The sequence below is a fragment of the Caballeronia sp. LZ029 genome, from assembly GCF_031451275.1.
GTDB lineage: Bacteria > Pseudomonadota > Gammaproteobacteria > Burkholderiales > Burkholderiaceae > Caballeronia > Caballeronia jiangsuensis.
Map to the genome: position 1 here is coordinate 584136 of NZ_JARUXO010000004.1, position 24895 is coordinate 609030.

A 24895-nucleotide genomic window follows, 5' to 3' on the forward strand; every position below is an offset into this window, starting at 1 on the left:
GATCGGCAGGGTCGGCTTCGGTAGCCGACCGGCGAGCGTCTGGTTTGCGCCCGCCGATTCGAAGGACAGCCACATCAAATGCCCCCCGCACGATGACGAGGGCGGAACTTCGGATGGCCGCTCAGCTTTTCGGTTTGGCCTTGGTGGTGCGCTTCGTGACCTGCATTTCCTTCGCGCCTGCTGCCTTCGCGGGCGAAGCCTTGCTGCCGGCCGATTTTTTACGGCTCGACATTTCCGTTTCGGCGGGTTGGCTCGCTTGAGCCTTGCGTGGGGATGGCATGCTGACCTCCTTCAGTGCGTGTCCATATCGACACATTGATAACCATAGGATGCGGTCAGCCGGTATTCAAGAGCAGGCGGGCTTCTCGCGCAACGCATCGGCGAAAAAACTTCTGAGGACGAAGCATTTCGACGCCGATGCGCCGCGCTTGCGATGCTCAACGGATGAGCTTCAGCCCCGCAGGCAGCGTTTCGCCGAAGACGCGGCCTTCGTCCGCGCGATCGAGTTCGACGGTCTCGCGGACCATCGCGATCCACGCCTGCGCCGCGCCCATCGCTTCGAGGCGTTGCACGACGGCCGCGCGCGCCTCGTCGGGCAGATCGCGCGAGCGGTCGCCGGTCATGCGCGCGATCTGCACGGCGGCGAACGCGGCGGGATCGATCTTCTTCCAGTCGAGCGCGAGGATCGCATCGAGCCAGATGACGGCGACCTCCGGCGGCACGACGCCGTGCGCACTGCCGTAGAAAGGCGCACGCGCACCGATGCGGCCCAGCGCCCACCAGCTCTGCACGTTCTCCGAAGGCTTTTTGAGGCGCGTGAGCAGCCACTCGCCGGCCTCGACCTTGCGCTCGACCGGCACGCGCTCCAGCGACGCCGCGAGCCGCACCATGTCCTCATAGCCCGCGCGCGCCGCGCCAGCCGCCTTGCGATAGCGGCTGGTTCCCGGCGGCTGAAGCACGAAGGCCATGTCGTCGAGCAGCCGCAACTGCGCCGCTTCGGGAAGTCCGCCGGCGGCGCGGCGCCACAGCGTCCACCATTCGGACCAGATCTGGCTTTCGTTGCTGTACTGGATGCCCTGATCGAAGAGCGTCCACAACTGCTCGACGCGCCATTCGTCGAGCGGATGCCCGAAGCCCGGCCGCATGCAGTAGCCCGTGAGATTGAGCCACAGACGCTCGTGATCGGCGCTGCGGCGGCGCTTCTTCGCGCGCTCGAACAACGCGCCGAAGAGCTCGCGCAAGAGCGCGATGTCCCACGTGTCGCGCGCGCCGAGCGTCTGTTCGAGCTGCGCGCGCAGGCGTTTGACTTCCTTCGGGCCGATGTCGTGCGACTTCGCGCCGAAGGTGCGGTCGATCAGTTCGATGGCTTTGGGCAGCGCCGGATGCGATTCGCTCGCGGCGTCGTCGCTTTGGGGCGCTTCGCGGCGCAACTGGAATTCGAGGAGCCAGCGTTTCGCGGGATCGTCGACGGCCGTGCAGTGCATCTCCAGCGTGCCGACTTCCGTGAGCGATGTCGTCAACTGGACCGGCGTTTCGCGCGCCCGGCCGTGGTCCGCGGCGCGCGGATCGATGACTGTCGCGACCGGCGGCAGGCGCACGAAATCGCCCGATGCGGCCGCGAGGTCCGCGAGCGCTCCCGCCTCGTAAGCCGTCTCGGCCACCGACGACGCCAGGTGAAAGCGCACCGGCGCGCCGAGCGTGAGCGCGAAGGTCCGGTCGGCGAGATGGATCGGCTGGCCTTCCTCCGTGCCGCGCGGCAGGACGCAGACGCCGCGCATCGCGTTGGCGTCGTCTTCGAGCAGCAGGAAGAAGCTGCGCGCCGAACCGCCGCCGATCTTCGGCGCATGGCCCGCGCGCGCGAGCGCATAGGCGACCGCGCCGCGCGCGACCGCGACATCGGGATCGCCGTTCGCGAGCACGTTGACCGCTTCGCCGCGCCAGCCGGAAAGCGTATCGGCGACGCGGCGCGCGAGCGGCTCGGCGCGAAACACGCCGCCGTTCAGCAGCAAGGTGTCCGGGATGGCGATCGTGTCGGCGCTCGCGCCGAGCGCCTTGCGCGCCTCGCCCGCGTGCTGGCCGAGAAAGGCCGCGATATGCCGCGTGATGGCCGGATCGCTCGCATACGGCAGCCCGAATTCCACGATGCCGCCGCGTGACCGACCGGGTCGATCGCTCGCGGACACCTTCGGAAAGAAGCCTTCGACGATGATCTGCTCGATCTCGTCGCGCGTGACTTCCGCCGAACGCGCGCCGCCGATGAGCTTCGCGCCCGCGCCGAGCAGCGTGATCGACGTGGAATCAGGCGCATTTGCGCCGAGCAACTGCTCCTTCGCGGCGCGGCAGCGCTCGACCAGTTGCGAGAGACGCCCGGCGGACAGACGCGCATCGCCGCCCGCGAGACGCCGCTCGACGAGATGCGCGAGCGCGAGGTCCATGTTGTCGCCGCCGAGCATCAGATGGTTACCCACGCCGATGCGCGTGAGCACCGGCTCGCCGTTTTCCATCGCGACCTGGATGAGCGTGAGGTCGGTCGTGCCGCCGCCGACATCGACGATCATCACGAGCCGCGTATCGGCGAGTTCGCCGGCGAGCGTTTCGCGATGATGAAACAGCCAGTCGTAGAACGCGGCCTGCGGTTCTTCGAGCAGCCGCAGCGATTCGAGCCCCGCCATGCGCGCCGCTTCGAGCGTGAGGGCGCGCGCGCCTTCATCGAACGAAGCCGGGACGGTCAGCACCACGTCTTGCGCGTCGAGCGGCGCGTCGGGAAAGCGCTCGTTCCACGCCGCGTGCACGTGCGCCAGATAGCTCGCGCTGGCGATCACGGGCGAGATTTTTTCGACGTCGTCGCCCGCGCCCCACGGGAGAATGGGCGCGAGGCGATCGACCGCCGCATGCGACAACCAGCTCTTCGCGCTCGACACGAGCCGTCCGGGCACCTGCGCGCCGAGCTTCCTCGCGAATGCGCCGATGACGGCGGGCGCTTCCATCTCGCCCCACGGCAGTTGCAGATCGGCGGATTTGAGCTCGCCGGGCGCGAAGTGATAGCGCAGCGAAGGCAAGAGCGGCCGCGCCGCGACTTCGCCGGCGCCAACCAACTGCTCGATCTCGAACACGCGGATATCGTTCGATCCGGCCGGCGCATACGCGACCACCGTATTGCTCGTCCCCAGATCGATGCCGACGCTGTACCGCGCGCCCGAGACCTTTTTCTTGCGCGCGGACACTTACAGTCCCATGCCCTGATCCGCGCTGACGCCGCCACGCACGTCGAACTCGACCTTCCAGCGCTCGGACGAACCGCGCGGAATCGCTTCGAGTTCGAGCGTGCCCGCTTCGGTCACGCGCGCATGCAGCTTGACGGGCACGACTTCGCCCGGCGTGCGGCCTTCCGGCGGCAGCGATGCCTCGATCTCTTCGAGTTCCTGCAACTCGTCCGGCTGCCAGTATTCGAGCAGCGTGCCGACCTGATCCTGCCGGCGCACCGACGAGCCGAAGAAGCGGAAATGCACCGGCTCCCCGACCACGAGCCCGAATTCCTGCGCGGGCAACTCGGCGTCGGTGCCTTCTTCCATGCCGAACGGCGCGACGCACAGCGCCTGCACGGGCGGCTCCAGTCCGGGCACGGCCGGCATCGCCGATTCGACCGCGACGTAGTACGCGCGCGCCGTGCCGCCACGGATGCGTACGCCACGGCCGTGCCGCACGTAGCCGTAATAGGCCGCGCCGCGCGCGACCGCGAGATCGAGGTCGGCGCCTTCGAGCAGACGCGCGGCAGGTGCGTTTTCGGCGGCGAGCCATGAATTCAGCGTCGTCATCACGCGTTCGACGAGCAGCGGCGACTTGAACACGCCGCCGTTGAAGAGCACGACGGTCGGATGCAGCAGCGTCGCGCCTTGCGGCGTTTCATGCTGCAAGCCTTCGATCTCGGCGAGCGCGTTGACCTGCCGGCCGAGGAACGCGGCGAGATGGCGCGTGACGGCGGCGTCCTGCGCGTAGGGCAGACCGAGCTGCGTGAGACCGACGCGCGCACGCGAAACGGGCCGCGCCGATGCATCGACTTGCGGGAAAAATCCTTCGAGCAGGATCTGCGTGAGTTCAGCGCGCGTGAGTTCGGTGCGCAGCGACCCGCCGATCAGCTTCGAGCCGCGGCTCGGCACGACGAGCGGGACGGCTTCGGCGGTCGGATCGGAGAGCAGCGTTTCCTTTGCCGCGCGGCACGCGTAGGTGAGGGCGCGCAATTGCCACGGATCGGGCTGCGTGCCTTGCGCCGCGAGCTTGCGCGCGACCGTGTGCGCGAGCGCGAGGTCCATGTTGTCGCCGCCGAGCAGGATGTGTTCGCCGACCGCGACGCGATGCAGTTCGAGATTGCCCTCGCGCTCGACGACCGCGATCAGCGAGAGGTCGGTCGTGCCGCCGCCGACATCGACGACGAGAATCACATCGCCCACCTTGACTTGCTTGCGCCAGCCGCCGGTGGACTTCTGAATCCAGCTATAGAGCGCGGCCTGCGGCTCTTCGAGCAGCGTCATGCGCGAATAGCCGGCGGCGCTGGCGGCTTCGGCGGTGAGTTCGCGCGCGGCGGGATCGAAGGACGCGGGAATCGTCACGGTGACGTCCTGCTGATCGAACGGCGCCTCGGGGTGCGCGTGATTCCACGCTTCGCGCAAGTGCGTCAGATAGCGCACCGAGCTTTCCAGCGGCGACACGCGCTCGACTTCCTCGGGCGCATCGGACGGAAGGATCGCCGCGCGGCGATCGACGCCCGGATGGCACAGCCAGCTTTTCGCGCTGGAGACGAGGCGGATCGGCGTGCCCGCGCCACGGCTTCGCGCCAGTTCGCCGACGATGAACGTGCGCTCCTGCGTCCACGGCAGCGTGAGATCGCCGGGCGCGAGCTCGTTCTCGTGCGGCAGATAGAGGAAAGAGGGCAGCAGATCGCGCTCTTCGGCGGCGCCGGGCGCGGTCAGTTGCGGGATCGAAAGCACGCCCTGCGCGGTCTTTTCGCCGTCGCTCGCGCTCATGTCGACGTAGGAGAGCGCGCAATGCGTCGTGCCGAGATCGATGCCGATCGAATAGCGCGCCTGATTTTCGTTGCTGTCGATATCGCTCACAGTTCCACCTCCGCCGGCGCGACGATGCTTGCATCATGGGACGGCGCGAGCTTGGGCAGGCGCGTGTCTTCGACCTTCCAGCCGCGATGGCTCACCTGGCCGCTGAAGGGCGGCTTGCCGACGACATTGCCGGTCAGACGCACGGCGGCCGCATCGAAACCTTCCTGCAGCGTGACGCGGCTGCCTTCGGCTTCTGTGCGCACGGGCTTGATCGTGAAGTGTTCGCGCAGCACCGTGCGGCAGCCGTCGTGCACGAGACGGGCGGCCGCGCCGATATCGCCGTCGCTGTAATTGGCGATGTCCTCTTCAACGAAATCGATGAAGCGCGCATCGCGTTGCAGAAGGCCGAGCAGTTGCAGCGCGGCGACGGGACTGGATTCTTTCAGCGCGGACGGCGCGGGTTGAACGGGTGCGGCGGCGGGCTTGGGCGCTTCTGCCGTGAAATCGGGCGCTTCGGGTGCTTCGCGCAGGCGCTGCACGCGGCCCGCGAATGCTGCGTTGCCCAGAACGCCGAAGAAGACGCCGAAGGCAATGCCTAACCTGCCGAAAAAGCCTGGATTCATGTCGGTCATGTGATGCTCCTGTTGGCCGCGCGAGGACGACCCTATCCTCGGGCGGCGCGGGTGGCCGGTGTTCGGTGCCGTGTAGGCGGGGGTGATGCCGGGATGCTGCCGGTGCGCGCGGCGATCGGGCCGCGTCGTTCGCGAAAGCGCGGAAAAGCATGAAAAGCGCTAACGGCGTTTATACCGTATCCCCGTATTTTCCATGATGTCGCGCCCCGGCCGGAAAAAAGCGCGGGCGAGGCGCGCGGCGGCGGGCCACATTCTCGCGATTTGCGCTGTCAAGTCAAGGCGCGGCGGGCCTTCGGGGGCGATTCAGGCCTTGTAGCCGATCTTGCGCAGCAGGTCGTGGCGCCACTTCACGTCCTCGTCGGTTTCGACGCCGAGCGGCGGCAGGCCATCCACCACGCCGACGATCCCGCGTCCCTGATCCGTCTGCGCGACGAGCACCTGCGTCGGATTGGCGGTCGCGCAGAAAATGCGGCAGACCTCCGGCACGGTTTTGACGGTATTGAGCACGTTCACGGGAAAGAAGCCATCGCCGAGCACGATGATGAAACTGTGCCCCGCGCCGATGTTCTGCGCATTGCGCGCGGCCATTTCGACGAGACTGTCGTCCGTACCCGATGTGCGCACGAGACGCTTGCCCGATGCCTCGCAGAACGCGAGCCCGAAGCGGATGCCCGGCACCGCGCCGACGAGCGCCTCGTGCAGATCCTCGACCGTTTTGATGAAGTGCGACTGGCCGAGGATGAAGTTGGTGTCCTCGGGCTTGTCGATGGCGATGGCGAGCAGTTCCATGGGGCGTCTCCGGTGCGCGCTGGAGATTCCATGGTAGGTGCTTTGGGGGCGTTCGATAAGGAACGCTGGTTTGTTGGGATGAGGGTTGGGGGGAGGCTTTTTTCGCCGGATCCCGTGTTCGTGTTGGTCTATTAGCACTGCCCCTGTGCGGGGCGGCAGTCACTTTCTTTGCTGCTGCAAAGAAAGTGACCAAAGAAAGCAGCTTCTCACCGCCCGCGGTCACACGCAGTTTGGCCATGCTTGCCAGCCCGCGGTGGCCCTCGCCTAAGTGTCGCCCCCAAAGGACTTACCGGGCTTGGCTCGCGCACGGTCTGCCACACCAAATGTTTTGGCGTGCTGGTTCAGCACCAAAGAGCTTCGGCACAGCGCTACGCGCTGCCGTTGGGTATGCGAGGGAAACCGAAGAAGAAGCCCACGCGCACCCGATTGACCCATCGGCCGCGAAGCGGGCCGGAGCTATTTGGTGCTGAACCAGTGACGCGAGCGGCGCGAGGTGTCAGACCGTGCGCGGTCCAAGCCCCGCGAGACCTTCGAGGGCACTCGCTACAGCCGGGCCATTAGGCCAATCGCCTGTGCCGCGGCCGGTGTGAAGTGCTTAGGCTGGGGAAAGCTGTTTCTTTGGTTACTTTCTTTGCAGCAGCAAAGAAAGTGACTGCCGCCCCGCACAGGGGCAGTGCTAACAGACCGACGCGAACACGGGATCCGGCGAAAAAAAATCGCGACCACCCCCTAAGCGCGCATTTCAAACCCCGTAAGATACCCCACCGCATCACTACCATCCCATACGCGACCATCGCAAAAAGTGGCCGAGCGCCGCTCGTCAGGCAGGGCAATACCCGCCCCCCGCGCCGCGTCGCGATAAAGCGCGGTCTGATTGACGCTCGCCGCGATGCCTCCATCGTCGATATCGGCATCGAGCATACCCCAGCGCCGATACTGCGTGATGAACCACACGCCATCCGAAACGCGCGGATAGTTCACCGCGCCGCCATCGAAGAAACGCACCGGCAGCGCGCGCGCATCCCCGCCGTTCGCTGCGGCAAGGCGCGGCTCGATCAGCGCGCGCGGCACGCCGAGCAGTCTCTCCGACGCCAGCGCCTCCGCGATCTCCGAACGATGCTCGCCCGCATCGAGCCACGCGCACGCATCGAGCATCGTGCGCACCAGCGCGCGCGCCGTCGCCGGATAGAGCGCCGCGAAATCGCGCCGGCACGCGAGCACCTTCTCCGGATGATCCGGCCAGATCTCGCTCGTGTACGCGACCGTTTTGCCCGCGCCGCCGGCCTCGGCCACCGCATGCCACGGCTCGCCCGCGCAGAAGCCGTCGAGCGCGCCCTCGACGAGCGCATCGGCCATGCGCGGCGGCGGAATCACGATGCTCTGAACATCGCGCAACGGATGCACGCCGTGCGCCGCGAGCCAGTAGTAGAGCCACATCGCGTGCGTGCCGGTCGGAAACGTCTGCGCGATGACAGGCGGACGCCCGAGCGATCCCAACGCGTCCTTCACGCTCGCGCCGCCGCCAATCGCATCGGCGAGCGGGCGCGACAGCGTGATCGCCTGACCGTTGCGATTGAGGACCATCAGCACCGCCATGTCCGCCTGCGGCCCGCCGATGCCCAGTTGCACGCCATACACGAGCCCGTAGAGCGCGTGCGCGGCGTCGATCTCGCCGGAAAGCAGCTTGTCGCGCACGGCGGCCCACGACGGCTGACGGCACAGCTCGATCGTGATGCCGTGCCGTGCGCCGAGTTCGCGCAATGCCGCAACGGCGAGCGGCGCGGCATCGGAAAGAGCAACGAAGCCGAGCCGCAGATGCGTGCGTTCGGGCGCGGGAGAAGTCGTGTCGGGGGAGTTCATAGGTTCGGTGGCGCTAGAACAGATCGGACAGCGCAATCAGTTGACGCGCGATCTCCGCGACCTTCACGCCCTGATCCATCGCGCGCTTGCGGAGTGCCGCGTAGGCATCGTTTTCGGACATGCCGCGCTTGTCCATCAGGAGACGCTTCGCGCGGTCGATGACCTTGCGCTGCTCCAGTTCGTCCTCGACTTTCGCGAGACGCTGGCGCAACTGCGCTTCATGCGCGAAACGCGCGAGCGCGACTTCGATGATCGGCGCGAGCCGCTCGGGCGCGAGCCCTTCGACGGAATATGCGGTGACGCCCGCGCCGACCGCCGCGCGGATGAATTGCTGATCCGCGTCGTTGCTGAACATCAACACGGGACGCGGCGCGGCCTTGTTCATCACGGCGAGCTGTTCGAGCGTATCGCGCGAGGGCGATTCGGTATCGATGATCACGACATCGGGCTTCTGGCTCTCGACGGCCCGGTGCAACGCCGACGGCGCGGCGACCTCGGCGAGCATGTCATAGCCCATGCGTGCGAGTTGCTCGCGCAAATCGCCGATGGGCTTGTCGGTGTCGGTGACGAGAAGAACGCGCAGCATGCGGGCAGCGGAAGAGCTCATGCGAAGAACGGCAACGGCGGCTGATACGACATCAACGACTGTAGCGCGCCGCCTGCCTTTTGAGAACCTGCTTCACGCGGCATGGGCCAGGCCTTCGGCGCTTGCTGCATGCGCCGTGAATTCAGCCGCTTCTCCAATCGCACCGCCGATGAGAATCACCGCCGGACTGCCGAGACCGGCTGCCGTGGCTTCTTCGGCGAGACGGTCGAGCGTCGTGACGAGCCGCTTCTCTTGCGACGATCCCGCGTTCTGGACAACTGCGGCGGGCGTGCTCGCGCTCAGCACGTCGAGCAACGATGCCGTGAGACTCGCGATGCGGCTCATGCCCATATAGATCGCGAGCGTGGTGCCTGTGGCGGCGAGCGCGGCCCAGTCGGGCTGACTGTGATCCTGCATGTGCGCGGTGATGAAGGTCACGCCCTGGCAATGATCGCGATGCGTGAGCGAGATGCCGAGTCCCGCCGCCGCTGCGAAACCGGATGACACACCATTGACGATATCGACCGCAATATGCGCTTCACGCAATGCGGCGATCTCTTCGCCGGCGCGGCCAAAGAGCAGTGCATCGCCGCCTTTCACGCGCACCACATGCAATCCCTTTTTCGCATAACGCTGCATGAGGCGCTGAATGAACGCTTGCGGCGTCGACTTGCAGCCGCCGCGCTTGCCGACGCGAATCACGCGCGCATGCGGCGCGAGCGTGACGATATCGGCGTTGGCCAGATCGTCGACGAGCAGGATGTCGGCTGCGGCGAGCGCCTTCGCGGCGCGCAGGGTGAGCAGGTCGAGATCGCCGGGGCCTGCGCTTAAGAGAGTGACTTTGCCTTTGATGGTGCTCATCGTTGCTTACCTGTTCTGCGAACGTGCGTATATGAGTCGCATCGGCGCGGCAAACGCCGATAGCGTCCGCTCGTGTCGCTGCACGAAGGGACGCCTTTGTCCTTGCTCTTCCGATTCGAGATGCCGCGAACGCCGTTGCCCGCAGTGCCTTTCTCAATGCAATAAGCGCGCCATTGCATGAAATAGGCACAGGCCCGCGCTCGCCGCACAGTGCTTGTGCGCGTTTCGCCAGACGCGGCACCGCTTCGGCGCGATCGTGCTTCGTCCGAGTGAACCGGTTGGTACAAAGATTCGTGCACGACTGCGCACGTCACCGGTGCTGCGTCGCACCATCCCTGTGCCCGTCTGCATCGAAACATGTCGTGCAGTGCGTGCGCCCTGGCAGTGCATGGGTTCTGCAAAGCCATACGCAGCAAGGCTTTCAGGCCGATGCCGCGCGCATGGCACAGCCCTTGCCTTATGTTTCGCCATCGGATCAACGGCGATCCGTCCTGAATACAGCGCCCGGCAGGTGAATACGTGCGGGCTTCGGACAACGGCGTCCCCCGCATCGGCTTCCCGGTCGAATGCGCGGGACGCCTTTCTTTTTTTGCGGAAAGACGATGGACAAAGCCACCCGGATCGATCTCTTCAGCATGCGCAGCGCGCCGATGCGCGCCTTCCATCTCACATGGATGGCGTTCTTCGTGTGCTTCTTCGCGTGGTTCGCATGCGCGCCGCTGATGCCGCTCATCAAGCGCGAGTATGGTCTCACCGCCGATCAGGTCGCCAATATCAACATCGCGGCCGTGGCCGTGACGATTCTGGTGCGCCTCGTCGTCGGTCCGATGTGCGATCGTTTCGGGCCGCGCAAGGTGTATAGCGCGCTGTTGCTCGCGGGATCGGTGCCGGTGCTCGGCGCGGCGTTCTCGACGGGCTACGACAGCTTCCTGTGGTGCCGTCTTGCGATCGGCGCGATCGGCGCGAGCTTCGTCATCACGCAGTACCACACGTCGGTGATGTTCGCGCCGAACGTCGTCGGCACCGCGAACGCGACGACGGCAGGCTGGGGCAATGCAGGCGCGGGCGCGGCGCAGGCGATCATTCCGCTCTTCGTCGCGGCCGCGATCGCGCTCGGCACCGGCGAAGCATCGGCATGGCGCGTCGCGCTGATCGTGCCGGGCATCGCGATGCCGGTGATGGCCTTCTTTTACTGGCGCTACACGCAGGACTGCCCGCAAGGCGATTTCGCGACGCTGCGCCGCGCGGGCATCGCCATCGACGGCGGCAAGAAGGGCGGCTGGCAGAGCTTCGTCACCGCATGCTCGAACTATCGCGTGTGGATGTTGTTCGTGACCTATGGCGCGTGCTTCGGCGTGGAAGTGTTCATCCACAACATGGCGGCGATCTACTACGTCGATCATTTCGATCTCACGCTCGGCCAGGCAGGCATGGCGGCGGGCAGCTTCGGCCTGCTCGCGCTCTTCGCCCGCGCGCTCGGCGGCTGGCTCTCCGATAAAGCCGCCGCGAAGAAAGGCCTCGATATCCGCGCGACCTTGCTGTTCGCACTGATCGCAGGCGAAGGCATCGGTCTCTATGCATTCGCCCATGCGCCGAGCGTCGTGCTCGCGATCGTTTCGATGCTCGTCTTCGGTCTCTTCACGCACATGGCGTGCGGCGCGACTTACGCGCTCGTGCCGTTCATCGATCGCCGCGCGCTGGGTGGCGTGGCCGGCGTGATCGGCGCGGGCGGCAACGTCGGCGCGGTCGCGGCGGGCTTCCTGATGAAAGGGCTCGGCAACGCCCAGGCGACGCTCTCGATGCTCGGCGTGGTCGTCGCGGGCACGGCGCTGTGCGCGCTCGCGGTGCGCTTCTCGCCCGAACACAAGGCACGCGAAGCGGCGTTGCGCGAAAGCGCGCTCGCAGCCAACAACGTCATTGCAAACTGAGAAGGCCCGTCATGAAAATCGTCGTCATCGGCCACGGCATGGTCGGCCACAAGTTCCTCGAATGTCTCGCCGAGAGCGGCAATGAAGCGCTGCACGTGACGGTGCTGTGCGAAGAACCGCGCGCCGCATATGACCGCGTGCATCTGACCGAATTTTTTACGGGCAAGAGCGCGGACGATCTTTCGCTCGTCGAAGCAGGCTTTTTCGAGCGCTCCGGCTATGCGCTGAAGCTGAATGCGCGCGCGGTCGCCATCGATCGCACGGCGCGTACGGTCACGGCTTCGACCGGCGAAGTGCTGCCGTACGACAAGCTCGTGCTCGCGACCGGTTCATACCCGTTCGTGCCGCCGGTCGAGGGCCGGGATCGCGACGGCTGCTTCGTGTATCGCACGATCGAGGATCTCGAAGCGATGCAGTCGTTCGGCGCGCGCTCAAAAACGGGCACGGTGGTCGGCGGCGGTCTGCTCGGTCTCGAAGCAGCGAAGGCGTTGCGCGACATGGGACTCGAAACGCATGTGATCGAATTCGCGCCGCGTTTGATGGCCGTGCAGGTCGATGACGGCGGCGGCCGCGTCTTGCGCGCGAAGATCGAGGAACTCGGCGTCACGGTTCATACGGGCAAGAACACGCTCGCGATCGTCGAGGGCGAGGGCACCGCGAATCGCATGAATTTCGCCGATGAAACGCATCTCGACACCGACATGATCGTGTTCTCCGCGGGCATTCGTCCGCGCGACGACATCGCACGCGCCGCGGGTCTCACGATCGGCGCGCGTGGCGGCATCGTGATCGACGACGCCTGCCGCACGAGCGACGCCGATATCTTCGCCATCGGTGAATGTGCGTTGTGGCAAGGCCAGTTGTTCGGCCTGGTCGCGCCCGGTTACGACATGGCGCGCATCGTCGCGAAACAGATCATCGGCGAGGAAGCCGCGTTCGCGGGCGCGGACATGAGCACGAAGCTCAAGCTGATGGGTGTCGATGTCGCGAGCATCGGCGATGCGCACGGCAAGACGCCCGGCAGCCGCACGTATCAGTACAGCGACGAGCGCAAGCAGGTCTACAAGAAGATCGTCGTGTCCGACTGCGGCAAGTTTCTGCTGGGCGGCGTGATGGTCGGCGATGCCACCGAATACGGCACGCTCCTGCAGATGATGCTCAACAGGATCGAGCTCCCCGAAGCGCCCGAGTTTCTGATCCTGCCGTCGAGCGATGGCAAGGCGAAGCCCGCGCTCGGCGTCGAGGCATTGCCCGATGGCGCGCAGATCTGTTCGTGCAACAACGTGAGCAAGGCGGAAATCTGTGCGGCGGTCTGCGCGGGCGCGACGAGCATCGGCGCGATCAAAGCGTCGTGCAAGGCAGGCGCGTCGTGCGGCGGCTGCGTGCCGCTCGTCACGCAGGTGATGAAGTCGGAGATGAAGCGGCAAGGTCTCGCCGTGAGCAATCATCTTTGCGAGCATTTCCCGTATTCGCGTCAGGAGCTTTATCACATCGCGCGCGTGGAAGGGCATCGCACGTTCGGCTCGCTGCTCGCGAAACACGGCAAAGGGCGCGGCTGCGATATCTGCAAGCCGGCGGTCGCGAGCATTCTCGCGTCGTGCTGGAACGAGTTCGTGCTGAAGAAGGAGCACGCGAGCCTGCAGGATTCGAACGATTACTACCTCGCGAACATTCAGCGCGATGGCACGTATAGCGTCGTGCCGCGCATGGCGGGCGGCGAAGTGACGCCCGATGGTCTGATCGCGGTCGGGCAGGTCGCGAAGAAGTACGGTCTCTATACGAAGATCACGGGCGGCCAGCGTGTCGACATGTTCGGCGCGCGCGTCGAGCAATTGCCGTTCATCTGGGAAGAGCTGATCGCTGCGGGCTTCGAATCGGGCCATGCATACGGCAAGGCGCTGCGCACGGTGAAGTCGTGCGTCGGCTCGACGTGGTGCCGCTATGGCGTCGGCGATTCTGTCGGTCTCGCGATCGAACTGGAGAACCGTTACAAGGGCCTGCGCACGCCGCACAAGATCAAGTTCGGCGTATCGGGCTGCACGCGTGAATGCGCCGAGGCGCAAGGCAAGGACGTCGGCGTGATCGCGACGGAAAAGGGCTGGAACCTCTATGTCTGCGGCAACGGCGGCATGAAGCCGCGTCACGCCGAACTCATCGCGTCCGATCTCGATCACGACACGCTCGTGCGCTATATCGACCGCTTCCTGATGTTCTACGTGCGCACGGCGGATCGCCTGCAACGCACGAGCGTGTGGCGCGACAACCTCGAAGGCGGCCTCGATTATCTGATCGACGTGGTCATCAACGACAAGCTCGATATCGCCGACGAACTCGAAGCGGAGATGCAACTCGTCGTCGATACCTACGAGGACGAGTGGAAGAAGGCCGTCACGGACCCGAACACGCGCAAGCGCTTCCGTCACTTCGTCAACAGCGAACAGGGCGATGCGAACGTGACCTTCGTGGAAGAGCGCGGCCAGATCCGTCCCGCGACGGTCGAAGAGCGCAAGTCGAAGTTGAACGATATTCCCGTCGTAGTCGAAACCGTCTGAACCCTGGAGAAATGATCATGAACGACCGCATCGAACAGGACTGGACCGCCGTTTGTGAACTCGACGACATCGTGCCCGATACAGGCGTCTGTGCGCTCGTGAAGGGCACGCAGGTCGCGGTGTTTCATCTCGCGGGCGAAGAGTCGACGCTGTACGCGATCGACAACTACGATCCGCATTCGCAGGCCGCGGTGCTCTCGCGCGGGATTGTCGGGAGTCTGGGCGAGCGCATCGTCGTCGCATCGCCGATCTACAAGCAGCACTTCGATCTGCGCACCGGCGAATGCCTTGAAACGCCGGAGCTATCGGTCAGCGCATATCGCGTGAAGGTCGCGGGCGGCAAGGTGTGGGTCGCGGCATGAAGACCGAATATGCGGTTGCGGGCATGGCGTCGTTGCGCGATAGCGCGCCGCGCCAGCGGCTCGTCGTCATCGGCAACGGCATGGCGGGGATGCGCACGGTCGAGGAGCTGCTGAAGATCGCGCCCGGACTGTACGACATCACCGTGTTCGGCGCCGAGCCTTACGGCAATTACAACCGCATTCTGTTGTCGCCGGTGCTCGCGGGCGAGAAGTCCGTCGACGACATCATTCTCAACACGCGCGAATGGTACGACGCGAACGGCATCACGCTGCATGCGGGCGATGCGGTCGTCGGGATCGATCGCGCGCGGCGCATCGTGCGTTCGCAGAAGGGCGTCGAAGTGCGTTACGACCGCCTGCTGATCGCGACCGGTTCGAAGCCTTTCATCATTCCCGTGCCTGGCTGCGATCTTCCCGGCGTGATCGCGTTTCGGGACATTCAGGATGTCGAAACGATGCTCGAAGCGGCGCGCGATCATCGTCATGCGGTGATTATCGGCGGCGGCCTGCTCGGGCTCGAAGCGGCGAACGGATTGCAGCGGCAGGGCATGTCGGTGACGGTGGTGCATGCGGGCGAGAGCCTGATGGATCGTCAGCTCGATGCGACCGCATCCGCGTTGCTCAGGCGTTCGCTCGAAGCGAAGGGCCTGCGTTTCGCGATGGCTGCGCAGACCACTGAAATCGTCGGCGAGGAACGCGTGCGTGCGGTGCGTTTTGCGGACGGCACGCAGATCGACGCGGACCTCGTCGTGATGACGGCGGGCGTGCGGCCCAACATCGCGCTTGCAAAAGAGGCCGGTCTGCATTGCGAGCGCGCGATTGTCGTCGACGACACCTTGCAGACTTTCGATCCGCGCGTTTATGCGGTGGGCGAATGCGTGCAGCATCGTTCGGCGACCTTTGGTCTCGTTGCGCCGATCTGGGATCAGGCGCGCGTGGCGGGCGCGCATCTCGCGGGGGCGGGGCATCGACGGTATGTGCAGCGCGCGACTGCGACCAAGCTGAAGGTGACGGGCGTCGATTTGTATTCGGCTGGCGATTTCATCGGTGGCGACGATAGTGAGGATCTCGTGCTGCGCGATCCGCGGCGTGGCGTGTACAAGCGTCTCGTGTTGCAAGCGGGGCGTTTGATCGGTGCAGTGCTTTATGGCGATGTGAAGGACGGTGGGTGGTACTTCGATCTGATTCAGAACCGCGTCGATGTATCGCATCTGCGGGGCAAGCTTCTTTTTGGCAGGGTTCTTTGTGAAGCGGAGTAGAGCGTTTCAGGGTTTGTCGCCGGATCCCGTTTTCTTTGTGGTCTATTAGCACTGCCCCTGTGCGGGGCGGCAGTCACTTTCTTTGCTGCTGCAAAGAAAGTAACCAAAGAAAGCAGCTCGTTTAAGCCCGCGGTCACACGCAGTTTGGCCATGCTTGCCAGCCCGCGGTGGCCCTCGCCTAAGTGTCGCCCCCAAAGGACCAACCGGGCTTGGCTCGCGCACGGTCTGACGAGCTAGAAGTTTTAGGGCGCTGGTTCAGCACGAAAGAGCATCGGCACAGCGCTACGCGCTGCCGTTGGGTATGCGAGGGAAACCGAAGTAGAAGCACACGCGCACCCGATTGACCGGTCGGCCGCGAAGCGGGTCGGACCTATTTGGTGCTGAACCAGTTTGTTATGTGGTGCGATGAGTCACACCGTGCGCGGTCCAAGCCCCGCGAGACCTTCGAGGGCACTCGCTACAGCCGGGCCATTAGGCCAATCGCCTGTGCCGCGGCCGGCGTGAAGTGCTTAGGCTGGGGATAGCTGTTTCTTTGGTTACTTTCTTTGCAGCAGCAAAGAAAGTGACTGCCGCCCCGCACAGGGGCAGTGCTAATAGACCGACACGAACACGGGATCCGGCAAAAAAACCCCGGATAGCCAACCAAGAGAGACGCAGAACATGACCATCATCCCGATAGAACCCGCGTCTGTCAAAACGACATGCCCATATTGCGGCGTCGGTTGCGGCGTGCAAGCGTCGCCGAAGAGCGCGACCGAAGTAACGATCGCCGGCGATGAATCGCATCCGTCGAACTTCGGCCGCCTGTGCGTGAAGGGCTCGGCCCTCGGCGAGACGGTCGGACTAGAAGGACGCCTACTCACACCGAAGCTGCGCGACAGACACACCGGATCGCTCTCCGACATCTCATGGGACGATGCCCTCGGCACCGTCGCGAGCGGCTTCGCGCGCATCATCGCCGAGCATGGTCCGGATGCGGTCGCGTTCTATGTATCGGGTCAGTTGCTCACCGAGGACTACTACGTCGCCAACAAACTGATGAAGGGCTACATCGGCAGCGCGAACATCGATACGAATTCGCGGCTGTGCATGTCTTCATCGGTAGCGGGGCACAAGCGCGCATTCGGCGAAGACCTCGTGCCCATGAACTACGAGGACCTCGAACTCGCCGATCTCGTCGTGCTGGTCGGCTCGAACACGGCATGGTGCCATCCGATTCTCTTTCAGCGCATCGTGAAGATGAAGGAGAAACGGCCGGAAATGAAGATCGTCGTGATCGATCCACGCTATACCGCTACCTGCGAAATGGCCGATCTGCATCTGCCGCTCAAGCCCGGCAGCGATGTGCGACTCTTCAACGGTCTGCTCGCATTCCTCGCGGAACACGGCGCGACCGATGCCGCCTTCGTCGATGCGCATACCCACGGCTTCGAGGCCGCGCTCGCCGCCGCAGGACCCGCCGATCTCGCGCAAACCGCGAAGGACTGCAAGCTCGATCAGCACGATCTGATGGCGTTCTATCGACTGTTCGCACGCACGGAGCGCGTGGTGACCGTCTATTCGCAAGGCGTGAATCAGTCGAGCGCGGGCACCGACAAGGTCAACGGCATCATCAACTGTCATCTGGCGACGGGGCGCATCGGCAAGCCGGGCATGGGGCCGTTCTCTTTCACCGGCCAGCCCAACGCGATGGGCGGCCGCGAAGTCGGCGGCCTCGCGAATACGCTCGCCGCGCATCTCGAGTTCGGCGATCCGTTGCACGGCGAGATCGTGCAGACGTTCTGGAATTCGCCCGCGATTGCAGAGCGCGCGGGATTGAAAGCCGTCGAATTGTTCGATGCAATCGAATCCGGCCGCGTGAAAGCGGTGTGGGTGATGGGCACCAATCCGGTCGTGAGCCTGCCCGATGGCGATCGCGTGAAGCGGGCGCTCGAAAAGTGCGAACTCGTGGTGAGCTCGGACATCATCGAAAAGACCGATACCAACGCATTCGCCGATGTGCTGCTGCCCGCGCTCGGCTGGGGCGAGAAGGATGGCACCGTGACGAACTCGGAGCGGCGCATCTCGCGCCAACGCGCGTTCATTCCGGCGCCGGGCAACGCGCGCGCGGACTGGCGCATCATCTGCGACGTCGCAACGCGCATGGGCTTCGAAGGCTTCGGCTTCGCGGGTCCGCATGAGATCTTCGACGAGCACGCGAGGCTCTCGGCGTATCGCAACGATGCGTCGACGGGCGTGCACCGCGCGTTCGACATCGGCGGTCTGACGGGCCTCGATCGCGCGCAATACGACGCGTTGCAGCCGACGCAATGGCCGCTGCGTTCCGTGCAGGAAGGCAGCGCCGCGAGGCTCTTCGAAACGCGCCGCTTCAGCTACGCGGACGGCCGCGCGCGCTTCGTCCCGACAGCGCCGCGCGATCCCGTCAACGCGCCCGATGAAGACTATCCGCTCGTGCTCAACACCGGCCGCGTGCGCGATCAATGGCACACGATGACACGCACCGGCCGCTCCGCGAAGCTCGCGGGACACATCAGCGAATCGTTCATCGACATGCATCCGCAAGACGCGCTCGCATGCGGCGTGCGCGAAGGCGAACTGGCGCGCGTGTCGAGCCGCTGGGGGTCCATGATCGCGCGCGTGCAACACGGTGGCGGCATGCCGCGCGGCAGCGTGTTCGTGCCGATTCACTGGAACGATCAGGTCGCCTCGGATGCGCGCGTCGGTGCGGTGGTCAATCCCGTCGTCGATCCCGTTTCGGGCGAGCCGGAGTTCAAGCACACGCCGGTCGCGATCGAGAAATTTCACGTCACGTGGCACGGCTTTTCGCTGTCGCGCGCCGCGCCCGATCTCGACATGGTCACGCATTGGACGCGCGTGCACGGCGCACATCACATGCGCTACGAGATGGCGGGACGCAATCGCTTCGATACGTCGCATGGCGATCATCACGACTGGGCGCGTGCGCTCTTTCATATCGACGATCGGCATGCGGACTGGATCGAATACGAGGACAAGAGCGCGGGCGTGTATCGCGCGGCGCATGTGGTGGATGAACGCATCGAGAGTTGCGTGTTCATCTCCGAGCGGCCCGATCTGCCCGCGCGCGCATGGCTTGCAACGCTCTTCGAAAAGGACCGGCTCGACGACGAAGACCGCGCGAGTCTTCTGCTCGGCCAGCCTATCGGCAAGGGCGAGGATACGGGACCAACCGTGTGCTCGTGCTTCGGCGTCGGACGCAATACGATCTGCAATGCGATTCGCGACAAGGGACTGAAAACCGCCGCGGAAGTTACGTCGTGCGTGAAGGCGGGCGGCAACTGCGGTTCCTGCGTGCCGGAACTGAAGAAGCTCATCGTCGAGACGGAAATGGCGCGCCTGAGCACGGTCTGACTTTCGCGCGTGTACCTTACGAACGCGGGCGCATGTCGCCCGCTTTTTTTTCGTCCAGGAACCCTGGCACTATCCGGGTGAACCCTCGGAGACCCCCGGAAACAGGGCGTTTCCGGGGTGTCGTCCTGCTCGAATGAGGGGTGGACCACCAAATTTCTCACGAATTGTTACGACGTGAAATGTAATGTTGGATGGCCCACGCAGCGCCCGCTTCATCTTCCGTAAAGTCACATCAAACGCAGGCAATTGAAAGACCAAAGCCTGACAAAACATAAAGTGTGTTACGGGGATTGCGATGAAGAAGAACGCAAATCAAATCGACCAGGCGGAAGACCACCGCGCCACGATCTGCTCGACGGAAGCCAAAAGCCCGTCACAAGCACACATCGACCTTTTGCACGAACGACGACTTCCGCTGATGGAAGTCCACGACGTTCGCGCATCGCACTGCTCCTGACCGGTTAGCCCGCGCCCAAGGCGCGTCCCATTTCAAACGCTCGCTGATTTTCACGCTGGTTCGCCAAAGTGAAATTAAGGCTAGCGCTTGAAGTAGGAATACTAACTAAATGAATTACTCGCTGTGCCCGCTACATACCGGCGTCGATGTAGCTGGAATTGACCGTGCGCCTACACTTGGAGACTTCAACATGCAACGCAAACTGATCGCAGCAGCAGCCGTCCTCTCCCTCGTTTCCGCCGCTGCTTTCGCAACGGGCACGAACTCCAGCTCGAGCTCGACGTCGGGCGGCAACACCGCAGCAGCCGTGTTCGGCTACGGTTCGTTCACCGCAACGAACGCCGGCATCGCCAACGGCAATGCATCGGCACTCGCTGGTCAAGGCTTCGGCGTGACGGGCAACGCGACCAACGCAACGACCGGCCACATCAACACGTCGTCGGCTGGCGGCAAGGGCTTCGGTGGTTCGACGGCAACGGGCACCTCGGGCGCCGACGCTGCTGCGAACGCCTGGAGCAAGCTGGGCGGCGGCTGGCGTTAAGCACGCGGCGACGGAGGGCGGACTTCGCCGCAACGGGGTTCGCTTATCCGCAACCGTCGTGCCAGTAGTTCGAACAACAAATAACGAAATCCAATCTTATTTATTCGATAAGGAATGCAAATCATGAAACGCACTCTGATCGCTGCTGCACTGCTCTCGTTCGTCTCCGTCGCCGCGATGGCCACGACCACGAACTCCAGCTCGTCCTCGACCTCGGGCGGCTCGACCTCCGCTTCGGTCTCGGGTTTCGGCCATTTCACCGCCAGCAACTACGGCACGGCCAACGGCAACGCGCAATCGATCGCCGGCAACGCTTTCGGCGTGACGGGCAACGCCACCAACGCCACGACGAGCCACACCAACACGTCGAACGCGGGCGGCTTCGGTCACGGCAACGCACAAGCGGGCGGCACCTCGGGCGCGGATGCAGCGGCCAATGCATGGAGCAAGCTGGGCGGCGGCTGGCGTTAAGCCGGCCTGTGAGCCAGGCAGGGGCGGCGTCAGACGAGCGCGTGCTCGCACAACTCCGCCTTTGCCGAACCCTATAAAAAAACTCTAAGTCGTCCGGGACCGTCATGCGCTGTGAGGTCCCCTTTCTTCCGGAGCACCAAATGAACAAGACCACTTTGCAATTGGCATGCGCGGTTCTGTTTTGCGCCGCACAACTGGCCCACGCCGATACCGCGGCCAATTCCTCGTCGGGCTCGGTGTCGGGATCGACATCCACGGGCATCGGCCAGGGCGGCGGTTCGAGCCTGAACAACATCGGCACGTCGGCGAACTCGACGGCCAACACCAGTTCCAATTCGTCGTCGGTGGGCGGTCTCGGCGTCGCGACGGCGAGCGGCGGGCGTTCGTCGGCGCAGGGCGGATCGTCGAACGTGAACATCTCGCTGTCGATGCCGCAGCTCACGAACTCGGGCACGGATGCGAGCGGCACCGACGCGGCCAACAAGGCAGCCACCGGCCCCGGTTCGAGCGCCTTCGACACGCGCACGACGGTCGACTACAACCAGAGCTCGTACTCGGTGCGCACGACGCCGTCGATCGCGGCCCCCGCGCTCACGACGACGCTCTCCGACACCTGCATGGGCTCGGCCAGCTTCGGCCTGTCGATCACGGGCTTCGGAGCGACCGGCGGCACGACGCTCGTCGATCAGGCTTGCGTACGCCGTCTCGATGCACGCGAATTCCGCGCGATGGGCCTGACCGATGTCGCGCTCGCACTCCTGTGCCAGAGCGACGCGAATCGCCGCGCAGTCGAAGCGACCGGCCATCTGTGCCCGGGCACGACCACGCCGCTCGCGAAGTCGGGCGCTGACGCAGTGCTGTCGGATGACGAAAAGTATCGCGATCCGCTGATCCGCGAACGCCTCGGCCTGCCCGTGACCGCCGCAAACAATCCGGAAGTCAACCTGAAGTCGCAGGACGCCGCGAAGCAGGCTCAGCCGGCGCCCGCGAAGCAGGTCGCACAGCCGACGCCGGTCGCGGCGCGCGTGTACGATCACTCTGACAGCACGAACGGCGTCGAAGTCGCGAGCACGCCCATCGGCGAGAAGATCGAGGTCTCGCTGGTGAAGTGAGGAAGCAGCAGGTTCGATGGCAAAGTGGTGCCGTAGAACTGTAGAGACGCGCCTGGCCAGCCAGGCCGTCTCTCCCTTTGAAGGGTTGGCTCTGAAAGACTGGTCCCGGAGAGTCAACCCTCGTTTTCCCGCTGAGGCATGCGATGAAGAGTCACAAGAAAATGGCGGCCATCGCGCTCGCGGCGAGTGCGGCCGTGTCGATGATGCCGTCGAGCGCGCGCGCCGACGCCAGCGCCGGCGTGATCTGGGCCGCGAACCCGGCCGGTGTGCAGCCGATGCCCAACGCGCAGGCGCTCGCGCTCCTGCCGTCGAGCGGCTACGTGCCCTTGCAGAGTTCGGGCGGCAAGTGCCTGCTCGTCGCGCGGCGCGGCACGCAGATCGTCGCGGTGGAATTGTCGCCGCTCACGAACGGCGCGAAAATCGTCGGCTGGAAGCCGCAGGAAATCGACATGAGCACGCTCACGTCGAAGTGGGGCTATACGCCGCCGAAATCGTCGGTGGATACGAAGAGCTTCGGCAATCCCGTCACGAACGCGATGTCGGAACAAGGCAAGACCGATACGTCCAAGAGCGGATCGTATGCGCGCGCGAGTAGCTGGGGCAACGGCAACGTCGAAGCGCATAGCAGTGCGATCGCGTCGTCGTCGGGCGAGACGGAAGCTGCCGAGTCCGTGACGGTGAACGGCAAGACGTATCGCAAGTACAGTCATTTCAAGCCGGCGACGGCCGAAGCGCCGGTGGCGGCATCGGACGAATACTTCTGTCAGTGACGCGCGCTCGTCATGTCGTGGCGGATTTCGTCTCGACGACGGGCGGCACGGGCAAGGCCATGTCCTCCGCCGTTCGGGGTTCATTGCCGAAACGCGCGACGGAGAACGAGAACGTGTTGATGCCGTGCTCGCTCGTCGCCGACACCGTGCCGCGATGCATCTCCGCCACCGCCTTCACGATGGCGAGCCCGAGGCCGTGATTTTCACGGCTGTTCGTGCGTGAACTCTCCGCGCGATAGAAGCGGTCGAAGAGATGCTCCTTCACGTGCGGCTGGATCAGCTCGCCCGGATTGGCCACCGCGATACGGATGCGGCCATGCTCGCGCGTGATCGACACGGCAATGGTCGCGCCCGGCGCGCAATGCTGGATCGCGTTCATCACGAGATTGGACAGCGCGCGTCCGAACAGCGACGTGTTGACGAACGCGCGTGCATCGCCGCTTGCGACCGCGCGAACCTGCGCTTCTTCCAGCGGTATTTCCAGAAACTCGAGCGTCCGGTTGACTTCCGCCGCGAGCGACACTTCGACGAGTCCGGTCGCGCGCTCGCCCTGATCGGCGCGTGCCAGAAACAGCATGTCGTTGATGATCGCGCGCACGCGCTCGAACTCTTCGAGATTCGATTGCAGCGTATGCCGCAATTCATCGATCGAGCGGTCGCGCGTCAACGCCACTTCGGTCTGACCGATGAGGATCGTGACCGGCGTGCGCAGTTCGTGCGCGACATCGGCGTTGAAGGATTCGAGCCGGCCGTATGCGTGATCGAGGCGCTCCAGCGCGCCATTGAAGGACTTCGCGAGATCGTCCAGTTCCATCGGCAGCGCGCGCGTGTTCAGCCGTTGCGAGCGATTGTTCGGGCTGAGCTTCGATGCATCGCGTGTGAGACGCGCGAGCGGTGCGAGGCCCAAGCGCGCGACCGAATAACTCAGCAGCAGCACCGCGACGGTCGATAGCGCCATGAACGCGGCCAGCGCGAGACCGAAAGCGCGCATCGTATGGACGTTCGGCGAGCAATCGATCGCGACGAAGAGTTGCAAGGGCGGACGGTCCGCGTTCGGCGGAATCGTCAGCGTGGTCATCAGCATGTCGTAGGCGCGGCCTTCGGGACGAAAGCGCACATAGCCGCCCATCACGCGCTTGGTGATGTGGCCTGCGGGCGGCGAGCCGTATTCGAAGCGCGGATCGTTGCTGGAGACGGCGAAGAGCGTGGAGCCGTCGCGCGGCGTGATGTCGGCGAGCTTCTCCTTCGCGATCTTCCACTTGTCCGGGTTCGATACGTGCGTGACGATGAGCCGCGCAACTTCCGCGCGATTGTCGAGCGAGTCGCGCAAATGCTGCTCCAGTTGCACGCGCAGCACCAGAAAGAGCCCCGAGCCGACGAGCGAAAACACGAACAGCGCGACGAGCGCGAACATCACGGCGAGTCGCCGCGAGATGGAGCGCTGCGTGCGCGGTTCGTCCGAAGATGATGCCCACTGCATGTTCATGATGGTCTCGCGTCTTCCCTTGCATCGCGCGTGTCGCGGGCTTCGCGCACTTCGAGCACATAGCCCATGCCGCGCACGGTATGCAGCAGTTTCGTGCGGAACGGTCCGTCGAGTTTCGCGCGCAGCCGTTTGATCGCCGTTTCGACGACATTCGTGTGGCTTTCGAAATCGACTTCCCAGACGAGCTCGGTGATCGCGGTCTTCGAGAGAATGTCGCCGTGACGGCGCGCGAGCACGGAGAGCAACTGGAACTCCTTCGCGGTGAGATCGAGCCGCACGCCATCGCGTGTCGCACGGCGGCCGATCAGATCGACATACAGATCGCCGACCGATATGAGCGTCGATTCCTGCGCGCGCGTGCGGCGCGCGAGCGCATGCAGACGCTCGACGAGTTCGAGGAACGAGAACGGCTTCGTGAGATAGTCGTCCGCGCCTTCGCGCAGTCCGCGCACGCGATCGTTGATGTGATCGCGCGCGGTGAGCATGATGACCGGCGTGGATTTTTGCAGGCGCAGCGCCTTCAGCACCGAGAAGCCATCGCGTCTTGGCAGCATCACGTCGAGCACGATCACGTCGTAGTCGTATTCGATGGCGAGATGCGTGCCTTCCTCGCCGTCCATCGCGATGTCGACCACCCAGCCTTGCTCGGTCAGACCCGAGCGCAGGTAATCCACCACTTTGTGTTCGTCTTCGACTATCAGGACTTTCATGCCTGGCACCTGTGCGCGTTCAGTGTGTGTTTACCGTATTGTTCAAATGCCTACTATACGAGTCTCGCGGGCATCTTG

Annotated in this window: 20 protein-coding genes; 11 read left to right on the forward strand and 9 right to left on the reverse strand. The window is 64.7% G+C overall.

Features of this window, described 5'->3' with window-relative positions; all coding sequences use genetic code 11:
* The first annotated feature begins 113 nt into the window (after positions 1–113).
* Positions 114–260: a hypothetical protein gene (locus QCE73_RS28650; RefSeq protein ID WP_309884587.1), complete on the forward strand. Its 147-nt coding sequence runs from the start codon at positions 114–116 to the stop codon at positions 258–260.
* Between the two features lie 177 nt (positions 261–437).
* On the opposite strand, the gene QCE73_RS28655 is transcribed toward QCE73_RS28650, so the two are convergent.
* From QCE73_RS28655 to cobA, 7 genes are all read right to left on the reverse strand, one after another.
* Positions 438–3224, reverse strand: a complete 2787-nt coding sequence (locus QCE73_RS28655; RefSeq protein ID WP_309884588.1) for an Hsp70 family protein — start codon at positions 3222–3224, stop codon at positions 438–440.
* Complete coding sequence (locus QCE73_RS28660) at positions 3225–5111, reverse strand: Hsp70 family protein (RefSeq protein ID WP_309884589.1); 1887 nt, start codon at positions 5109–5111, stop codon at positions 3225–3227. It lies immediately after the preceding gene.
* Entirely contained in the window at positions 5108–5683 is a 576-nt protein-coding gene (locus QCE73_RS28665) for a DUF2760 domain-containing protein (protein ID WP_309884590.1), read from the reverse strand. The genes QCE73_RS28660 and QCE73_RS28665 overlap by 4 nt, the downstream gene beginning before the upstream one ends.
* 303 nt (positions 5684–5986) lie before the next feature.
* On the reverse strand, positions 5987–6472 hold the full coding sequence (locus tag QCE73_RS28670) for an adenosine-specific kinase (protein ID WP_187606465.1): 486 nt from the start codon (positions 6470–6472) through the stop codon (positions 5987–5989).
* A 729-nt stretch (positions 6473–7201) separates the two neighbouring features.
* The gene (locus tag QCE73_RS28675) at positions 7202–8332 is read right to left on the reverse strand and encodes a CmpA/NrtA family ABC transporter substrate-binding protein (RefSeq protein WP_309884591.1); all 1131 of its coding nucleotides are present in this window, start codon (positions 8330–8332) and stop codon (positions 7202–7204) included.
* A 13-nt stretch (positions 8333–8345) separates the two neighbouring features.
* Entirely contained in the window at positions 8346–8918 is a 573-nt protein-coding gene (locus tag QCE73_RS28680; protein ID WP_035509819.1) for an ANTAR domain-containing response regulator, read from the reverse strand.
* 93 nt (positions 8919–9011) lie between these two features.
* The gene (gene cobA / locus QCE73_RS28685; protein ID WP_035509822.1) at positions 9012–9779 is read right to left on the reverse strand and encodes a uroporphyrinogen-III C-methyltransferase; all 768 of its coding nucleotides are present in this window, start codon (positions 9777–9779) and stop codon (positions 9012–9014) included.
* A gap of 602 nt (positions 9780–10381) precedes the next feature.
* On the opposite strand from cobA, the gene QCE73_RS28690 reads away from it, so the two are divergent.
* The 10 genes from QCE73_RS28690 (at position 10382) to QCE73_RS28735 (ending at position 22621) form a co-directional block, all read left to right on the forward strand.
* Positions 10382–11707: an MFS transporter gene (locus tag QCE73_RS28690; protein ID WP_035509868.1), complete on the forward strand. Its 1326-nt coding sequence runs from the start codon at positions 10382–10384 to the stop codon at positions 11705–11707.
* 11 nt (positions 11708–11718) lie between these two features.
* A complete protein-coding gene (gene nirB / locus QCE73_RS28695) occupies positions 11719–14259 on the forward strand; it encodes a nitrite reductase large subunit NirB (protein ID WP_309884592.1) in 2541 nt (846 codons plus the stop codon).
* A 17-nt stretch (positions 14260–14276) separates the two neighbouring features.
* Entirely contained in the window at positions 14277–14621 is a 345-nt protein-coding gene (nirD, locus tag QCE73_RS28700; RefSeq protein ID WP_035509869.1) for a nitrite reductase small subunit NirD, read from the forward strand.
* Positions 14618–15880, forward strand: a complete 1263-nt coding sequence (locus tag QCE73_RS28705; RefSeq protein WP_309884593.1) for an FAD-dependent oxidoreductase — start codon at positions 14618–14620, stop codon at positions 15878–15880. The genes nirD and QCE73_RS28705 overlap by 4 nt, the downstream gene beginning before the upstream one ends.
* 660 nt (positions 15881–16540) lie before the next feature.
* Positions 16541–19270 carry a molybdopterin-dependent oxidoreductase gene (locus QCE73_RS28710; RefSeq protein WP_309884594.1) on the forward strand — a complete coding sequence of 910 codons (2730 nt, stop codon included), beginning with the start codon at positions 16541–16543 and terminating at the stop codon, positions 19268–19270.
* A gap of 295 nt (positions 19271–19565) precedes the next feature.
* On the forward strand, positions 19566–19727 hold the full coding sequence (locus QCE73_RS28715; RefSeq protein ID WP_309884595.1) for a hypothetical protein: 162 nt from the start codon (positions 19566–19568) through the stop codon (positions 19725–19727).
* 190 nt (positions 19728–19917) lie between these two features.
* Entirely contained in the window at positions 19918–20268 is a 351-nt protein-coding gene (locus QCE73_RS28720; protein WP_035509828.1) for a hypothetical protein, read from the forward strand.
* Between the two features lie 123 nt (positions 20269–20391).
* Positions 20392–20739: a hypothetical protein gene (locus tag QCE73_RS28725; protein WP_035509871.1), complete on the forward strand. Its 348-nt coding sequence runs from the start codon at positions 20392–20394 to the stop codon at positions 20737–20739.
* A gap of 140 nt (positions 20740–20879) precedes the next feature.
* A complete protein-coding gene (locus tag QCE73_RS28730) occupies positions 20880–21851 on the forward strand; it encodes a hypothetical protein (RefSeq protein WP_035509829.1) in 972 nt (323 codons plus the stop codon).
* A gap of 143 nt (positions 21852–21994) precedes the next feature.
* Positions 21995–22621, forward strand: coding sequence for a hypothetical protein (locus QCE73_RS28735; RefSeq protein ID WP_309884596.1), 627 nt, complete (start codon positions 21995–21997; stop codon positions 22619–22621).
* Between the two features lie 10 nt (positions 22622–22631).
* Here the strand turns inward: QCE73_RS28735 and QCE73_RS28740 are convergent, their stop codons facing one another.
* Positions 22632–24107 (reverse strand): heavy metal sensor histidine kinase, encoded by a 1476-nt coding sequence (locus QCE73_RS28740; RefSeq protein ID WP_309884597.1) that lies wholly within the window; start codon positions 24105–24107, stop codon positions 22632–22634.
* Positions 24104–24817 (reverse strand): heavy metal response regulator transcription factor, encoded by a 714-nt coding sequence (locus tag QCE73_RS28745; protein WP_035509834.1) that lies wholly within the window; start codon positions 24815–24817, stop codon positions 24104–24106. The genes QCE73_RS28740 and QCE73_RS28745 overlap by 4 nt, the downstream gene beginning before the upstream one ends.
* Positions 24818–24895 lie beyond the last annotated feature (78 nt).